Origin of the sequence: Geotalea toluenoxydans JCM 15764, assembly GCF_001311985.1 — a bacterium.
Lineage (GTDB): Bacteria > Desulfobacterota > Desulfuromonadia > Geobacterales > Geobacteraceae > Geotalea > Geotalea toluenoxydans.
Genome location: NZ_BBCJ01000026.1, coordinates 1 through 16,335, shown reverse-complemented (window position 1 = coordinate 16,335; position 16,335 = coordinate 1). Strand labels below are relative to the sequence as shown.

Genomic DNA, 16,335 nt, shown 5'->3' with positions numbered 1-16,335 from the left:
ATGGAAATCAGAGCGGAAGAAATCAGCGAGATTATCAGAAAGCAGATCAAGGAATACGGTTCCGAAGTTGAGGTCGCAGAAACCGGTACCATCATCTCCATCGGTGACGGTATTGCGCGTATCCATGGTCTTGATAAGGCCATGGCAGGCGAGCTTCTCGAATTCCCAGGCGGTATTTCAGGCATGGCCCTCAACCTTGAGGAAGACAACGTCGCGCCGCCATTCTTGGTGAATTCAGCGAGATCAAGGAAGGGGACACAGTAAAGAGAACCAACCGCATCGTGGAGGTTCCAGTCGGTGAAGCCTTATCGGCCGTGTCGTCAACGCTATCGGACAGCCCATCGACGGTAAAGGCCCGATCAATACCGACAAATTCGGCAAGGTTGAAGTCAAGGCCCCTGGCATTGTCAAGCGTAAGTCGGTTCATGAGCCGATGCAGACCGGCCTCAAGGCTATCGACGCAATGGTTCCGATCGGACGCGGTCAGCGTGAGCTGATCATCGGCGACCGTCAGACCGGCAAAACCGCGGTAGCCATAGACACCATCATTAATCAGAAGGGTGGCGACGTTGTCTGTATTTATGTCGCTATCGGCCAGAAGCGCTCCACGGTCGCTCAGGTTGTAAGCAAGCTGCAGGAGCACGGCGCCATGGATTATACCATCATCGTGGCAGCTACCGCTTCCGAACCCGCCCCGCTTCAGTTCATCTCCCCATACACTGGTGTGACCATGGGTGAGTACTTCCGCGACAACGGCAAACATGCCCTGATCATCTACGATGACCTTTCCAAGCAGGCCGTTGCATATCGCCAGCTTTCCTTGCTCCTTCGTCGTCCTCCCGGACGTGAAGCATATCCCGGTGACGTATTTTACCTCCACAGTCGTCTGCTGGAGCGTGCCTGCAAGGTTTCCGATGCATGCGGCGCCGGCTCGCTTACTGCACTGCCGATCATCGAAACCCAGGCAGGTGACGTTTCCGCTTACATCCCGACCAACGTTATCTCAATCACCGATGGTCAGATCTACCTTGAATCAGACCTCTTCTACTCGGGCGTTCGCCCCGCCATCAACGTCGGTCTTTCCGTTTCCCGAGTCGGTGGTTCTGCCCAGGTCAAAGCAATGAAACAGGTTGCCGGTACCCTCCGTCTCAGCCTGGCCCAGTATCGTGAGATGGCAGCCTTTGCCCAATTCGGTTCCGACCTTGACAAGGCAACCCAGATGCAGCTGGCCCGTGGTGAGCGCCTCGTTGAAGTACTCAAGCAGCCACAATACCGTCCTATCCCGAATGAGAAGCAGGTTCTGATCATCTTTGCTGCTAACAACGGTTATATTGACGAGTATCCGGTTGCCTCACTAGGCCGTTATGAATCCGAACTCTACAGCTTCTTCGATGCCAGAAAGAACGACCTCCTGGCTGAACTGCGCGACAAAAAAGCCATTGACGATGATATCAAGGCTAAAATCGTGTCTGCACTGGAAGAATTCAAGAAGGAATTTACTGCGTAATAAGGACGGTATCTTCGCATGGCGAGTCTTAAAAGTATAAAAAAGCGCATTGTCTCGGTCAAAAATACGGGACAAATAACAAAGGCCATGAAAATGGTCTCCGCTGCAAAGCTGCGCCGCGCCCAGGAAAATGTCGTAGCTGCCCGTCCCTACGCGGCGAAGCTTGGCGAAGTGCTGGGCAGGCTGTCCAGGAATCAGGACGCGGACTCCAGTCCGCTGATGATTAAACGTACCACCGGAAAAGCATTGCTGATCGTCGTCACATCCGACCGTGGACTGTGCGGTGGCTTCAATGCAAACCTCTGCAAAGCTGCAGAGCGTTTCGTCAGGGAACGGGGTGCTGAATTCACCGATCTCTCCATCATGACCATCGGTCGCAAGGGTTATGAATTCCTGAAAAACCGGCAGAAGATCCTCAAGAATTTCGGCACAGTTTTCTCCAACCTCAACTATCAGACAGCTGCCCTGCTGGCCCAGGAAGTAATCCAGGGTTATCTGGACGAGGAATTCGACGAAGTCTTTATCATTTATAATGCTTTCCGTAGCGTCATGTCCCAGGATATAACACTGGAACAGCTTCTGCCTGTAACACCACCTGAAGCAGCAGACGAAGAGTACGCACCCGAATATATTTACGAGCCCTCCAAGTCCGAACTCCTCAGTGAGTTGCTGCCGAAACACATTGAAGTCCAGATATTCAAGTCTCTCCTAGAGTCAGTGGCCTCCGAGCATGGGGCCAGAATGACAGCCATGGACAGTGCATCGAAAAACGCCAACGAAATGATCGGTAAACTGACACTCCAGTATAACCGCGCCCGTCAGGCCGCTATTACTACCGAACTGATGGAGATTATTTCCGGCGCTGAATCAATAAAAGGATAAAGCTTAACGCATACAAAATAGAGGCCTGCACAGGCCGCAGGAGGAAGAGGTTACATGAGTCAGAACATCGGAAAAATATCGCAGGTCATCGGCGCGGTTATCGACGTTGAGTTCGAGCCGGGCAAATTGCCTCCTATCTACAATGCTCTCCGGGTAACCAATCCGGCGATCGACGACAATGAGAACAATCTGGTGCTGGAAGTTGCCCAGCATCTGGGCGAGAACTCGGTCAGAACCATCGCCATGGACTCGACCGATGGTCTGGTTCGCGGTCAGGCTGTTCTGGATACAGGAAAGCAGATATCAGTGCCCGTTGGTCGCAAGACCCTCGGCCGCATTCTCAATGTTATCGGTGAGCCTGTTGACGAAATGGGTCCGGTAAATGCCGACAAGGAGTACGGTATCCATCGTGAGGCTCCTGAATTCGTTGATCAGTCAACAAAAGTAGAAGCCTTCACCACAGGCATCAAGGTTGTTGACCTGCTTGCTCCATATGCAAGGGGTGGTAAGATTGGTCTGTTCGGTGGCGCAGGGGTCGGCAAGACCGTTCTCATCATGGAGCTCATCAACAACATCGCCAAGCAGCACGGCGGTTTCTCGGTCTTCGCCGCGTCGGCGAGCGTACCCGTGAAGGAAACGACCTGTGGATGGAAATGAAGGAATCAGGCGTTCTTGACAAGGCGGCCCTGGTTTACGGCCAGATGAACGAACCGCCGGGAGCCCGTGCCCGTGTTGCTCTCTCCGCCCTTTCCATCGCAGAATACTTCCGTGATGAGGAAGGTCAGAACGTGCTCCTCTTCATTGACAATATCTTCCGTTTCACCCAGGCAGGCTCCGAAGTTTCCGCTCTTCTCGGCCGTATTCCTTCAGCCGTTGGTTACCAGCCGACCCTGGCCACTGAGATGGGCGAGCTGCAGGAGCGCATTACCTCAACCAACAAAGGATCCATCACCTCCGTTCAGGCTATCTACGTTCCTGCCGATGACTTGACCGACCCTGCTCCGGCCACTGCCTTTGCACACCTGGATGCTACGACCGTCTTGTCCCGCCAGATCGCAGAGCTTGGCATCTACCCTGCTGTTGACCCCCTCGACTCTACCTCCAGGATTCTTGATCCGCAGGTCATTGGCGAGGAACATTACGCCATTGCTCGTCAGGTCCAGTACGTACTGCAGAAATATAAGGATCTCCAGGATATTATCGCCATTCTCGGTATGGATGAACTCTCCGAAGAAGACAAGCTGGTCGTTGCACGTGCCAGGAAGATCCAGCGTTTTCTCTCCCAGCCGTTCCACGTTGCAGAAGCCTTTACCGGCTCCCCCGGCAAATATGTCGAATTGAAAGATACCATCAAAGGCTTCAAGGAGATCGTAGACGGCAAACATGACGATATCCCCGAGCAAGCTTTCTATATGGTCGGCACTATTGAAGAAGCAATTGAGAAAGCAAAGAAGCTGGCAGTTTAATTGTTTTGCCGTAACGACTCCTGAAAAAAGGATAACGATAGATGGCTGAAAAATTGAAAGTAGAACTGGTAACACCTTACAAAAAGGTACTCACCGAAGAGGTAGACGAAATTACGGCCACCGGCGCGCTTGGCGAATTCGGCGTACTGCCCGGTCACGCTCCTTTCCTCACCTCCCTCAAGATCGGCGAGCTCTCCTACAAAAAGGACGGCGTCATTTCTCATCTGGCCCTTAACTGGGGCTACTTTGAAGTGGAAAATGACAAGGTGACCGTGCTTGTGGAAACCGCCGAAAAGGCCGATGAAATTGACCTGGAGCGGGCGAAATTAGCACTGGGCCGCGCTGAAGAAGCATTGAAAAAGCTCAATCCTGAAGACAAAAGCTTCAGGGTTTATGAGGCAGCCCTTGAGCGTGCCTGATCAGGGTTCAGGTTGCCGGTAAAGGCGGCAGAAGGTAGATACACAAAAAGAGCGGCTTTGCCGCTCTTTTTCATCATGATGACAAAAAGGCATGTGCTTCACATGCCTTTTTGTCATTCAAAGCCACCATCCCTTCAAACTTCCAGTAGCAATGCCTCGGCAATGGAGAGGCGGTCCTTACCGGAAGTGCCGGCAGCATGATACTCAGTGACAAAGAACTTGTTGACCGCTGCAAGAATGGTATTGAGCCGTTCGAGAGCAACGACCGCATCGCCGGGGAGTGTCTGCACATTCCTGAAATTCAGGGGACAAAAATCAATGCGCTGCCCATCACCCTCGTCTATCAGGATCGGCAGCCCGTGGGTCCGGCAGATAATGGGACGATGGACGTAGAGTGCACATTCTCCATTATCAAGAAGCGGGCAAGGTCCATCTGCTGTTGCGGCTTTTGCCTTTGCCCGCAGAAAGCATGCCTTATCCTCCGGCAGTGAACTCAGAGCTTCGGCCAAGCAACCCCCTCCACCAAGGAAAGGGACAGATGACGACAACAGCTGTCACACCCCCTGTGACACGTGATATGCGCAGCATGTGCAGTGCTTATGCCTGCGGTCATTTCATCGACTTTGGCCAGCAGGGCACGGTAGTTGCCTAAACTTTTCATTATTGCTCCTCTCCCGGCATAAAGGATAACCTCATCGTCCAATCATGGTCAAGCGGTACATGCAGGCACTGTTTTTGTTTTCAAAATGAGGCATATTCTGCTAAAACCTGAGCATAATCATATTTCCCAAGGAGAATACGCAGATGTCCGACAAGAAGAATGAACTGAAATTCAAATATATCTTCGATGACTCATACAACCCGGTATATGTGAATGGGGCCCATGGCGGAGTCACCCCAAGAGGAGAGCTGGTCGTCAATTTCTATCTTGAGCGGCAGCCACTGCCAAACTCCATCAGCCATGAGCTCGCAGCCAACGGGAGCATTGGCCGGGAATCAGCAGTTGAACCCGCTGATCTGCCGCGCAGTTTCGTCAGGTTCATTTCTTCGGGAGTGGTGCTCAGCCATCAGACAGCAAAAGAAATTCATTTCTGGCTGGGGGAGAAGCTCAAGGAAATGGAAGCTATAGAAAATGCCAAGACAGCGCTCAACTCAGCTCCCATTTCAGACAAATCCAGATTTACGCACTGACAATAGGTCCCATATCAATGTGGCCTGGTTTTCCGGCAAGTGGCGTGATCTTGCCGCCACCGCTTGGTTGAACACTGTAAGCCCCCCCACCAAGGTTTGAAGCAGTCATGCCATCCTCACTTCATCTGCCGATTCCCTAAACCTGCATAGGAAAGAAGTTATAAGTTCAACAGTCACTCAAACATTGTCTTTGCGCTCGCAGACCAATTCGTTTCGTTCGTTCCGATAAAACGAGCATTGGCATTGAAGGGCGTCTTCCAAATTCCGCCATTGGTGATAAATAAGCTAGTGACTTTGGCGGGGGGATGTACTATTTATGTCCCTGTACAAGCATATGGCCTTGATGAATGCCTTTGACAGGAGATATCGATGGGGATTGATGCCAAACCAGCTATAGCCATTACCATGGGAGATCCGGCCGGCATTGGACCGGAGATCATTGTCAAGTCCATGGCCAGACCGGAGATACTCGCCAGCTGCAGGCCGGTGATCATTGGCGACCGGTCTGTGCTTCAACGAGCCATTGATCTACTGGCAGCGGATCTTAGAATTACAACCATCGAAGAGATGCCGGATCGCGATCCGGCAGCGGGCGAGCTATACCTGAAGCCACTCTCGGATCTTGCCCCACAAGATATGGAGTACGGCAAACCAACAGCAGCCGGGGGCGACGCTGTTTTCCGCTATATCACCGAAGCCGCCAGGCTCTGCCTTGATAGCGAGGTGGACGCCATGCAACCGCGCCCATCAACAAGGAAGCCATGAACGCCGCCGGGCATCACTACCCTGGCCACACGGAACTGCTGGCGGAATTGACCGGAACCGACGATTTCGTCATGATGCTGGCAGGCAGCCGCTTGAGGGTAACTTTGGTAACCATCCATGAAGCCTTGGCTGATGTGCCGCGCTTGGTAACTTTCGACAAGGTCCTCGCCACCATCCGCACCACAAATGGGGACCTGGCACGTTACTTTACCCCGCGGCCCCGTCTGGCCGTGCTGGCCCTCAACCCCCATTGCGGTGAAGGTGGCATGTTCGGCAATGAAGACCGAGACATCATACAGCCTGCAGTGGAGGCAGCCAGGTCAGAAGGCATCGACGCAACAGGGCCCCTGTCGGCAGATACCCTCTTCCATCTGGCCGTGAAAGGCGATTATGACGCCGTCATCTGCATGTATCACGACCAGGGGCTGATTCCGCTGAAGCTGCTCCACTTCGATGACGGTGTCAATGTGACCCTCGGGCTCCCTATCATCCGGACCTCGGTCGATCACGGCACGGCCTACAATCTCGCCGGTAAAGGGATTGCCTCGGAAGAGAGTATGGTTGCCGCAATAAAAATGGCTGCAGAAATGGCAGTTGTCAGGCAGACGAGAAAAGCATGAAAAAAATATTTGTGATCCTGGCAGGACTGGCCATTCTTTACGCCGCCTATATCGGCGTATCCCTGATGCTTCTGCCTTCCGTTTCCGATCTGCAGAAGCGCAGGGCGAGCATGACCATCCAGGTCAGGGACTGGCACGGCAACTATCACCCTTTTGTCGTGGGTCCGAAGAACAGGTACTGGACCTCCGGCGCGGCATTCCGCCGGAAATGAAGTGGGCGGTGATTTTGGCTGAAGATGCCAATTTTTACAAGCACGAAGGTATTGACGTCAAGGCGATCAAGAATGCCATCAAATATGACCTGGAGAAAAAGACTTTCGCCAGGGGTGCCTCCACCATAACCCAGCAGGTGGCTAAAAATCTGTTCCTCTCCCGGGAGAAAACCATTTCCAGAAAAGTCAAGGAAGTGGTGCTCGCCAGGCGCATGGAGCAGGAGTTGACCAAGGGAAGAATCATCGAGCTTTATCTGAACCTGGTCGAACTTGGACCGATGGTCTATGGCATTGGTCATGGTGCACACTATTACTTCGGCAAGCCAGCGTCAGCTTGACACCACGTGAATGTGCCATATTCGCGGCAATGCTGCCCGGACCACGGGTGGCTTACAACCCTTACCGGAACATGGGCAAGGTGCTGAAACGTTCCAACATGATCCTGCGTCTGTTGCTGAACAAAGGAGTACTGTCACAAGCTGAATACCGGCAGGCTCTGGCAGAATCGCCCAATATCGGCCGACTGCAGAAAAAGGTTGATGAGAGTATAAAGAAGGAAGAGGTGCTGCTGCCCAACATCAGCAGCGCTAAAAATGAAGAGGAGAGTACGGTCGAACCCACGACTGACGGGGAGGGTGCCGTCAACGGAGCTCAGCCGAACATGAACATGGAAGAAGATAGCCGGCAGAATATTCCGCCGGCTACCGAAGAACAAGCTCAGCCTGAAGCAGACAGCCAGGCGGAACAGAAATGATGGTAAACAAAAACACAAGGGCAGGACTAGCCGATCCTTAATCCTTCGACAATCGCTTCGGAGAAGTCCTTCTTTACCTTCAGCTGCTTTTCACTTCCGTCAACGATCGCTTTTATGATACATTCCGTGTCCGGTTCCGCCTTGGTGTAACGCAGAAGGATCTTGGCCGCTTTTTCAAGCAGCGCTTCATCCTGCTTGCCCATGACCACGGTTAACGGGCTGCTCCCCTCTTCCCAACGCAGTGTTGCCTCCCCCGCCTGCACGGCCGATTCGAGCAGATTGTTTTCCGCCTCGTCACGACCGACAATAACTTTGGTCCTGTCGCCAATGCGGAAATGCCGCCCAAGTTTGATCAATCGGAAATCTCTCAGGTTTAGGGAATCGGAATGATCGAAGACATCCTTAACCTTGGGAACAAAGGAAACTTCCGTGAGCAGACAGCCACCGGCCGGGCAGGGATAGTTTTTCACATCCAGCTCCTCAGCCAGCTGCATCTGCTCCTTTCGCGAACGGCCCTGGATCGCCAGAAGCCGGTCCCTGTCCACCCAGCCTTCCTTTTCCGGAATGGTCGGATCAAAGTGTTTTGCTGACAGGGGTCGAAGCAGAAGTCCTTCGAGGCCGCTCTCCCTTTCTATCACACGAAGAGTGTCGCGGCGCTGACTCATTGGACGCTGCCCCAGCACCTCGCCGGTAATGACGAAATGGGCTCCGCTTTCCTTCATGTATTCCCTGGCCTTGGTGAGAAGGAAAATGCGACAATCGATGCAGGGATTCATGCCCTTGCCGTAACCGTGCCTGGGGTTGCCGACGATCTCCAGGTAATCAAGCCCCTTGTGCATTACCTTGATGGGAATGCCGAACTCCTCGGCAACCCGAACGGCCTCTGATTTGCAGCCGGCATTCTTACCGGTACAGGTGCAGAAAGGGGAAGTAAAATTGAGGGCTTCCACGGCTATGCCCTGCTCGAGCATGACCTTGACGGCCAGTGTGGAATCAAGGCCGCCGGAAAGAAGGGCGAGTGCTTTTTTTGCATGTTATCTCCTGTGGTCCCATGGTCGCAACAGCTTCGCGTACCACGGAGCCTGATTTTTGACAGGAAGCTTTCTTCCTGCAGACCGGAGAGGCTAACACAGGCGAAGGAAGAAAGTAAAGGGTCTGCATTTCATTCCTAATAAATCTGCTGCCAATGTCGATAAGCATTGTGACCAGGGAGGTAGTGTATGGATAAACTTGTCAAAGAGGGTTCGCTGGGATCTATCCTGCTTCACTCCCAGATCATCACCGAACAGGAGTTGCAGGCGGCTCTTGAAGAACAGCAAACCTCCGGCATCCGCATCGGCGAGGCGCTGATAAAGCTCGGCATCGTCACTCAGGAAGACATCGACTGGGCACTGTCCAATCAGCTGAACATCCCTTACGTGCGACTGAAGAAGGAAAACATTGGTCGGGAAGCGGTTGAGTGCGTACCGGCCGAACTTGCCCGCCGCTACAACCTGATGCCGCTCTTCCTGAGTGGCGACGATCTGAGCATTGCCATTGCCGATCCGTTGAACCAGGACGCCATCAGGCCGTGGAGAGCACAACCGGTTGTCTGGTCACTGTCTCCGTTGGCCTGATCAGGGAAATCAGGGAAATGCAGGAGCTGTTTTATGGCGCTGAAATCGTCCCGGCCTCATTTGGTTTTTCTTCCAGTCTTTTCCCCCCCCAAATCATCGACAATATCAATGCTGATCTGAGTGGGGCAAAGCTGCTCGACTACCTGCTGCTGTCCATCGTCAAGAACAGACTATCGTCAGTTTCGCTGCAGCCGGTAGGAGATTCCGTCCTCGTCACCGGGCGGGCGGCAGGCGTGACCAAGGAATTAGGAGCATTCGAGCCTGGTTACTACCCTGAACTGATTCTTCATATACGTCGGATGGCAAAGATGAACGGTCTTCACGAGACCTCCGCCAGGGGAGTGCTCGCCTTCCGTCTCAAGGGAAGGACCCTCCACTACCAAGTGTGCATGCTCAGGGGCGAGGGAGGAGATTATGTAACCATCAAGCTCCATCTCTCATCCACCTTCCCCAGCACCCTGTCCGAAATTGGCCTCAGTAGTGAAAAGGAAGCCGAATACCGCAATCTCGCCGCCATTGACAAGGGCCTGCTTCTTTTCTCCATGCGGGATGCAGATGAAAGGTGCCGCCTGATGGACCTTTACCTTGATGAAAGGAATACCCAAGGGCAAACAGTACTTATCCTCGGCAACAACGTGGGCAGGGGAAGGAAAAAGTTTCCCCGCATCCCTGTATCGAGAAACATTAACGAACTAAGCGCCGTAATCATGGCCACCTTCGACCATGACCCCGATATCATCGTCATCGAAGATGCCACTGACGCCTATGCTTTCATTGCCGCCGGCAAGGCAGCCATGCACGGCAAACTGGTCATGGCCGGTGTTTCCTTCGGCGATGTCCCGGTCACCTTCAAAAACCTCATCCATTACTGGCAGAAGAATTACTTTATTCCCACCTTTCTCAAAGGTGTCATATCCCTCAAAGGACTCGTCACACTTTGTCCCCATTGCAAGGAAAGTTACGCTCCCTCGCGTGAGGAAACTGCCGCTTTGCGCATCGAAGTACCCATTGCCGACTGCTATAGGCCAAAGGTTGCCCGGCCTGCGAACATACCGCTACGCCGGACGGAAATATCTGATGGGGCTGATTGCCTTTGACAGTTCGATGCTCGAAGCTTTTGAACGCCCGGGATAGCGCTGAGATTGTCAAGCACCTGAGCGGCAGAGGCTATCGGGGCATCGGTGAAGAAGCTCTTGAATTGCTGGTTGCCGGCGAGATTTCCCCTGAGGAATATGCGGTCTCGATAATATATTAAGATGGATGGAGCATGACCTATGGCACGTATTGACGCACTTTTCAAGATGATGAACGAGCAGGGGGCATCAGACCTTCATTTGTCCACCGGCTCCCCCCCCATTTTCCGCCTCAATGGTGAAATGGAGCGTCTCAACTTCAAAAGCCTCGGGCATGAAGATCTTAGGTCCATCCTCTATGAGATCCTCTCCGAGACCCAGATTGCCGATTTCGAAAAGCGTAAGGATCTGACTTCGCCTATTCGGTACCCGGCATAGCCCGCTTCCGCGGTAACATGCTCATGCAGCATCGGGGCATAGCCGCCGTCTTCCGCATCATCCCCAGCAAAATTCTGACGGCAGACCAGTTGAATCTTCCCGAAGGGTGCGGAAGCTGACCGCTTTGAAAAAGGGGCTGGTTCTCGTCACCGGTCCCACCGGCTCCGGGAAATCCACCACCCTGGCAGCCATGATCGACCTGATAAACTCCACCCGGCGCGAGCATATCCTTACCCTGGAAGACCCGCTGGAATTCATTCACGAGAACAAATTGTCCCTGTTCAACCAGCGGCAGATCGGCGAACACTCGGAAAGTTTTGCCGCCGCCCTGCGCGCCGCCCTGCGCGAAGACCCGGATGTGATCCTGGTGGGTGAGATGCGCGACCTTGAAACCATCAGCCTGGCCATGAGCGCCGCCGAGACCGGTCACCTGGTCTTCGGTACCCTCCACACCAGTTCCGCGGCCAAGACCGTTGACCGGATCATCGACGTCTTTCCCAAGGACGCCCAGGAGCAGGTACGGGCCATGTTGTCAGAGTCGCTCAAGGGGGTTATCAGCCAGCAGCTCCTGCGCAATGCCGACGGCAAGGGTAGATCGGCCGCCCTGGAAATCATGATGGGAACGCCGGCCATCGGCAACCTGATCCGCGAAGGAAAAACCTTCCAGATACCTTCCATCATGCAAACGGCGAAGAAAGACGGCATGCAGCTCATGGACCAGCACATCCTCGACCTGCTGAAGACGAAGAAGGTCTCCCCCGAAGAGGCCTATCGGTGCTCCGCCGATAAGAAACAGTTCGAACAGTACCTGCCCGACCGACCACAGCAATAGTTATTTGGCTGACCAGAAATGGCCACAAAAAAGCCTCGGCAGTAGCCGGGGCTTTTTAACATTTAACAAAGGGAACAGCCGGAGATCAAGTGTCAGGATTTTCTATCCCCTGGCCTTCTGCTTCCCCGGCAGCTGCGGCATTGCATCGCTCAACCACCTCCCGCAGCCAGGCGATTTCATCGGGTAGAAACTGCTTGGAGAATTCGGTGCCGACGTTCAGTGCCCAGTGCAGGGGTGGCTGGGAAGTGGCTGCCAGCACATGCCCCGGCACCTCGACGCTGGCCACGTCCTCCCCGGTCCAGGCAAGTAGCCTCTCTTTGCTGTCGAAGAGCATGAGATAGTCATTACCCTCAGACTCCATCACCAGCGGCAGTGCCTGCCCTTCGGCACCCCCCTCATCGGCGCCTTCCATTTTCTCCTGCAAGGTCGGGATATGAAAGCTGGCGTTGAGGAAGAGATCATAAAATTTCGATTGGCTTTTGGGGTCATCCATGTTCTGGCGCAATGCTTCCAGCGCCTGATCCAGCTCATTCATTGTTCTTTCCTTTCGTTCTTCATTGCTCACAGGGTAAGGTCGGCATGGCCGTGATAAAGCCCGTCCCGCTCCGCCGCCACCTCTGCGCTCTCAAGATAGTCGTCAAAACCCATGACACGATCGATGACACCGCCGGGAGTAAGCTCTATAATGCGGTTAGCCACGGTAGAGACGAACTCATGGTCGTGGGAGGCAAAAAGTATGACGTCGCCATAGGCAATGAGACCGTCGTTGAGGGCGGTAATCGATTCCAGGTCCAGGTGGTTGGTCGGTTCGTCCAGAATCAGGACGTTGGCCCCGGTCAGCATCATGCGGGCCAGCATGCAGCGGACCTTTTCGCCTCCGGAAAGGACACTGGTCTTTTTGGTCGCTTCATCACCGGAGAAGAGCATCCTGCCCAAAAAGCCCCGGGCAAAGGTCTCCCCCTCGGTAGGGGGTGAATACTGACCGAGCCATTGGATGAGGGTGAGGTCGTTGTCGAAATAGGCGCTGTGCTCCTTGGGGAAATAGGCATGACTGATCGTCACCCCCCAGCGGAAAGAGCCGCTGTCCGGTTCCATTTCACCGGCCAGGATCTGGAACAGCGTGGTGCGGGCCAGGCCATTGCCGCCGACAAAGGCAATCTTGTCCCCTTTGCGCACGATCAGGTCAAAGTCGTCCAGCACCTTCACCCCGTCCACCACCTTGGTCAGCCCCTTGACCTCAAGAATGATGTCACCGCACGGGCGCTCGGGCTTGAACATGATGTGGGGATACTTTCGGCTTGAAACCGGCATATCCTCCAGGGTCAGCTTGTCCAGGAGTTTCTTTCTGGAGGTGGCCTGCTTTGCCTTGGAGGCATTGGAAGAAAAGCGCTGGATGAATGCCTTCAATTCTTCGGCCTTCTCCGAGACCTTGCGGTTCTCGTTCTGCTTCTGCTTCAGATTGAGCTGGCTGGCGTGGTACCAGAAATCGTAATTGCCCACATATACCTGGATGCGGCTGAAGTCGATATCGGCAGTGTGAGTACAGACCTGGTTCAGGAAGTGGCGGTCGTGGGAAACGACGATCACCGTGTTGGCAAAGCGGGAAAGGAAGTCCTCCAGCCAGGTGATGGACTTGAGATCCAGATTGTTGGTAGGTTCGTCCAGCAGCAACACATCCGGGTTGCCGAACAGGGCCTGGGCCAGCAGCACCCGCACCTTGTCCCCACCCTCCAGCTCCTTCATCCGCCTCTGTCGCAGTTCTTCAGGAATGCCAAGACCATTGAGCAGCACCGCCGCTTCTGATTCGGCCTCATAGCCATTCATCTCGGCAAATTCCGCCTCCAGTTCAGCCGAACGAACCCCGTCAGCCTCACTGAAATCAGGTTTGGCATAGATAGCCTCCCGCTCGGCCATTACCTTGTAAAGCCGCCCATGTCCCATGATGACCGTGTTGAACACCGTTTCCTCATCGAAGGCGAACTGATCCTGACGCAGCACTGCCATCCGCTCGCGGGGGCCGATGCTGACCTCTCCCTTATCCGGGGAAATCTCACCGGAAAGTATCTTGAGAAAGGTGGATTTGCCGGCGCCGTTTGCGCCGATCAGGCCATAGCAATTACCCGGGGTAAACTTGATGTTCACATCCTTGAAAAGGACGCGTTTGCCGTAACCCAGTGTGATATTTGTCGCCGTTATCATCTGTTACAAAACTCCCTTTTTATTCATGAACTGACCGCTTTGATGCGGCGGCAAAAAAAACCACAGGGGGTCCCTGTGGTGCAGAAACTGTTTCAAAATAACATCTTGTCCCGCCGTCGGCAATGGTTAAATGAAGACTCGGGCGAAAAAGGCAGCTTTCCATAAGGCAACTGTGAACAAGCGCAGATTGAGGGAGGGAGTTTTACTTTCCAGCCGGCATCAGTTTGGCTTTCAGGTCATTAATCTGCTTTTGCGTCGTCTCGTCCGGGTATGCAAGATATGATTTTTCCAGTTCAGCAATGGCATCCGGCAGGTTGCCTTCCTTGGCATGAAGCTTTCCCAGGCGCAAATGAGCCTCGGATGAGACGGATCAGCTGCTATAGCAGTGGTATACTCATTTCTGGCTTTTGCAAACTCCCCCCTGTTTTCATATGATTCCCCGAGAAAGATATGTGGCAGGGGACTGTTCGGATTTAATCGCGCTGCCGTCAACAGCTCGGTGGTTGCCTCATCGAACTGCTTTAGATCGGAGAGGGTTTTCCCTAGGCAGACATGGGCCAATATATAATCGGGCCGGAGCCTGATCGCCGTGCGTAACTCCTTGATCCCTGCTTCCATTTTTTCCCGACCGACGTTCCTGGACGTGCCGAAATCGATCTTGTTCTCAAGGGCTGCCTGCTGCACCAGGGCGGCTCCTAATCCATAGTGAGCCCTGGCCTTGTTGGGGCTCTTGTCGGTGATATCCCCCCAAAAGCTCACCTCATCCTGCCAGACCGAATTTCTGACAATACCTGCGATTGACAAGCTTATAAGAATGACAGCAAGTAAGCCATTCGCCATCGTGCTTGTAAAAATGAATCGATTGGCCAGGCGGCGGTAGATAATGGCTGCCAGTGCCAATGCCGAGAGGAAAAAACCTACTGAGGGGAGGTATACCCGGTGCTCGAAGATCAGGTCATCTATGGGAACGATACTTGATTCCACTGACAGGGTAAGAAAAAACCAGAAGATACCGAAGGCAGCCAGCTTGTACAATGGAGTTTGCGGACGATCTGGACCCCATGACCGACAGTAAAGATAGACGCCTGTGCCCATGATGAGAAGAAGCAGGAAGAGAGGAAGCATCACCCCAAGGCTGAAGAAGTGTGTCTGCAGATGGTAGTCGTAATCGAAATTCTGGCCGATGGGCAGAACAAGCAGCCGCAGGTAGGTGGCGATGACACCGAACTGGGTTATCAGATAATGCCATGAAGAAACCCCGCTGAAGTTGACCAGGTTTATGGAGTCGACAAGGACATCTGCCTCCACAGGTTTTGCCATGGAAGACAGTTGGGCGAGACGGACAGGTATAATCAACATTGTCAGCAGGAAAGGAATCAAGCGGACAAGCCTTCTGCCCATGTGGCCGGAGAAAAACATCAGTTCGAAGAGAATTATCGCCAAGGGGAGGGTGAAGGCATTTTCCTTGGTATTCATTGCAATGACTGCGGAGAGAAGCGCAAGAACATACCACACCCATTGAGATGTCGCGGTCCTGGCCAACCTGCTTTTCGCATACAGCACCAGAGATCCCAGATAAAAAAGGACTACAAGTGACGTAAATCTTTGAATGATATAGGTTACGGCCTGTGTTTGCAGGGGATGGCAGACAAAGAACAAGGCGCTGAAAAGCGGAAACCACGTATGAGATACAGCCTGTGCAGAATTTTCCTTCTCGTCATCTGTCAGCATTGCCGGGGTATGTAAGGCTAATGAAACCATCAGGTAGACCAGTAGCCCGTTGACGATGTGAATGATCAGATTGGTGAGATGGTAGCCCCTTACATCGAGGCCATGGACTGCGTAGTTCAAGGCGTAGGTAAAATAGGAAACCGGCCTCAGGAGAAAATTGTTTTTAACATCGGGAAGAATGCCCAGACTGAACAACCGATCACTGTCGGTGAAAAAGCTGAATTCCTTAATCGCCGGGTTCGTGACGAGGTAGGTTATGTCGTCAAACAGGAAGGGAGAGGTGATAGTGTTGAAATAGACAACGAAGCCGGCGACAACAATGAGCATGACATGAACGAACGGCTCATGCCAAAGGTTGATCTGGTCCAGGTCGGCACTTGACGAAGAAACACCTTTATTGGCCGATTCCTGCTTTTTTCCGGAGGGCTTGAAAGCTTTTCCCATTGCTACTCCATTGCCGGAAGGAATTCCCTGCTCCATTGCGTTTAGGCCGCAAGGCGGAAACCGGCTCATTTCCAGATATAGTTCTCTTTTTCTATACCTGACGCGAAACAAATTCAAGGGATAAAGCCCTGCCGGACAAAATTCTCCAGCACGAAAAGGAAGGCATTTTTCTAGGAGTCTGTCGGA

10 protein-coding genes and 6 pseudogenes are annotated in these 16,335 nt (G+C 53.3%); 11 read left to right on the top strand and 5 right to left on the bottom strand.

Going from position 1 to position 16,335, the window contains the following annotated elements:
* The 4 genes and pseudogenes from atpA to JCM15764_RS15680 all read left to right on the top strand — a co-directional run bounded on the left by atpA (nucleotide 1) and on the right by JCM15764_RS15680 (nucleotide 4,312).
* A pseudogene (gene atpA, locus JCM15764_RS15695) lies at nucleotides 1-1,507 on the top strand (F0F1 ATP synthase subunit alpha).
* A gap of 18 nt (nucleotides 1,508-1,525) precedes the next feature.
* Nucleotides 1,526-2,389: an ATP synthase F1 subunit gamma gene (gene atpG / locus JCM15764_RS15690; protein ID WP_054697406.1), complete on the top strand. Its 864-nt coding sequence runs from the start codon at nucleotides 1,526-1,528 to the stop codon at nucleotides 2,387-2,389.
* A gap of 54 nt (nucleotides 2,390-2,443) precedes the next feature.
* Nucleotides 2,444-3,855, top strand: a pseudogene (atpD, locus tag JCM15764_RS15685) (F0F1 ATP synthase subunit beta).
* A gap of 41 nt (nucleotides 3,856-3,896) precedes the next feature.
* A pseudogene (locus JCM15764_RS15680) lies at nucleotides 3,897-4,312 on the top strand (F0F1 ATP synthase subunit epsilon).
* A 96-nt stretch (nucleotides 4,313-4,408) separates the two neighbouring features.
* Here the strand turns inward: JCM15764_RS15680 and JCM15764_RS15675 are convergent.
* Complete coding sequence (locus JCM15764_RS15675) at nucleotides 4,409-4,783, bottom strand: YkgJ family cysteine cluster protein (protein WP_243689172.1); 375 nt, start codon at nucleotides 4,781-4,783, stop codon at nucleotides 4,409-4,411.
* A 295-nt stretch (nucleotides 4,784-5,078) separates the two neighbouring features.
* Here JCM15764_RS15675 and JCM15764_RS15670 point away from each other — a divergent pair, with 295 nt between their 5' ends.
* From JCM15764_RS15670 to JCM15764_RS15660, 3 genes and pseudogenes are all read left to right on the top strand, one after another.
* Nucleotides 5,079-5,465 (top strand): hypothetical protein, encoded by a 387-nt coding sequence (locus JCM15764_RS15670; protein WP_054697402.1) that lies wholly within the window; start codon nucleotides 5,079-5,081, stop codon nucleotides 5,463-5,465.
* Nucleotides 5,466-5,834: 369 nt separating this feature from the next.
* A pseudogene (pdxA, locus tag JCM15764_RS15665) lies at nucleotides 5,835-6,850 on the top strand (4-hydroxythreonine-4-phosphate dehydrogenase PdxA).
* Nucleotides 6,847-7,816 (top strand): annotated as a pseudogene (locus tag JCM15764_RS15660) (transglycosylase domain-containing protein). Before pdxA ends, JCM15764_RS15660 begins: the two co-directional pseudogenes overlap by 4 nt.
* 26 nt (nucleotides 7,817-7,842) lie before the next feature.
* On the opposite strand, the gene JCM15764_RS15655 reads toward JCM15764_RS15660, so the two are convergent.
* Entirely contained in the window at nucleotides 7,843-8,802 is a 960-nt protein-coding gene (locus JCM15764_RS15655; protein WP_054697400.1) for a hypothetical protein, read from the bottom strand.
* Nucleotides 8,803-9,036: 234 nt separating this feature from the next.
* Between JCM15764_RS15655 and JCM15764_RS24370 the strand changes: the two genes are divergently transcribed.
* The 4 genes and pseudogenes from JCM15764_RS24370 (at nucleotide 9,037) to JCM15764_RS15645 (ending at nucleotide 11,775) form a co-directional block, all read left to right on the top strand.
* On the top strand, nucleotides 9,037-9,432 hold the full coding sequence (locus JCM15764_RS24370; RefSeq protein WP_243689171.1) for a cyclic di-GMP-binding domain-containing protein, MshE-related: 396 nt from the start codon (nucleotides 9,037-9,039) through the stop codon (nucleotides 9,430-9,432).
* Nucleotides 9,387-10,529, top strand: a complete 1,143-nt coding sequence (locus JCM15764_RS15650; protein WP_243689170.1) for an ATPase, T2SS/T4P/T4SS family — start codon at nucleotides 9,387-9,389, stop codon at nucleotides 10,527-10,529. Before JCM15764_RS24370 ends, JCM15764_RS15650 begins: the two co-directional genes overlap by 46 nt.
* A 20-nt stretch (nucleotides 10,530-10,549) precedes the next feature.
* Nucleotides 10,550-10,687, top strand: coding sequence for a hypothetical protein (locus JCM15764_RS24365; protein WP_243689169.1), 138 nt, complete (start codon nucleotides 10,550-10,552; stop codon nucleotides 10,685-10,687).
* Nucleotides 10,688-10,706: 19 nt separating this feature from the next.
* Nucleotides 10,707-11,775: pseudogene (locus tag JCM15764_RS15645) on the top strand (type IV pilus twitching motility protein PilT).
* 85 nt (nucleotides 11,776-11,860) lie between these two features.
* On the opposite strand, the gene JCM15764_RS15640 reads toward JCM15764_RS15645, so the two are convergent.
* The 3 genes from JCM15764_RS15640 to JCM15764_RS15630 all read right to left on the bottom strand — a co-directional run bounded on the left by JCM15764_RS15640 (nucleotide 11,861) and on the right by JCM15764_RS15630 (nucleotide 16,149).
* Nucleotides 11,861-12,310, bottom strand: coding sequence for an SseB family protein (locus JCM15764_RS15640; RefSeq protein ID WP_054697397.1), 450 nt, complete (start codon nucleotides 12,308-12,310; stop codon nucleotides 11,861-11,863).
* Between the two features lie 26 nt (nucleotides 12,311-12,336).
* Complete coding sequence (locus JCM15764_RS15635) at nucleotides 12,337-13,974, bottom strand: ABC-F family ATP-binding cassette domain-containing protein (protein ID WP_054697394.1); 1,638 nt, start codon at nucleotides 13,972-13,974, stop codon at nucleotides 12,337-12,339.
* Nucleotides 13,975-14,205: 231 nt separating this feature from the next.
* Entirely contained in the window at nucleotides 14,206-16,149 is a 1,944-nt protein-coding gene (locus JCM15764_RS15630; protein ID WP_243689168.1) for a hypothetical protein, read from the bottom strand.
* Nucleotides 16,150-16,335 lie beyond the last annotated feature (186 nt).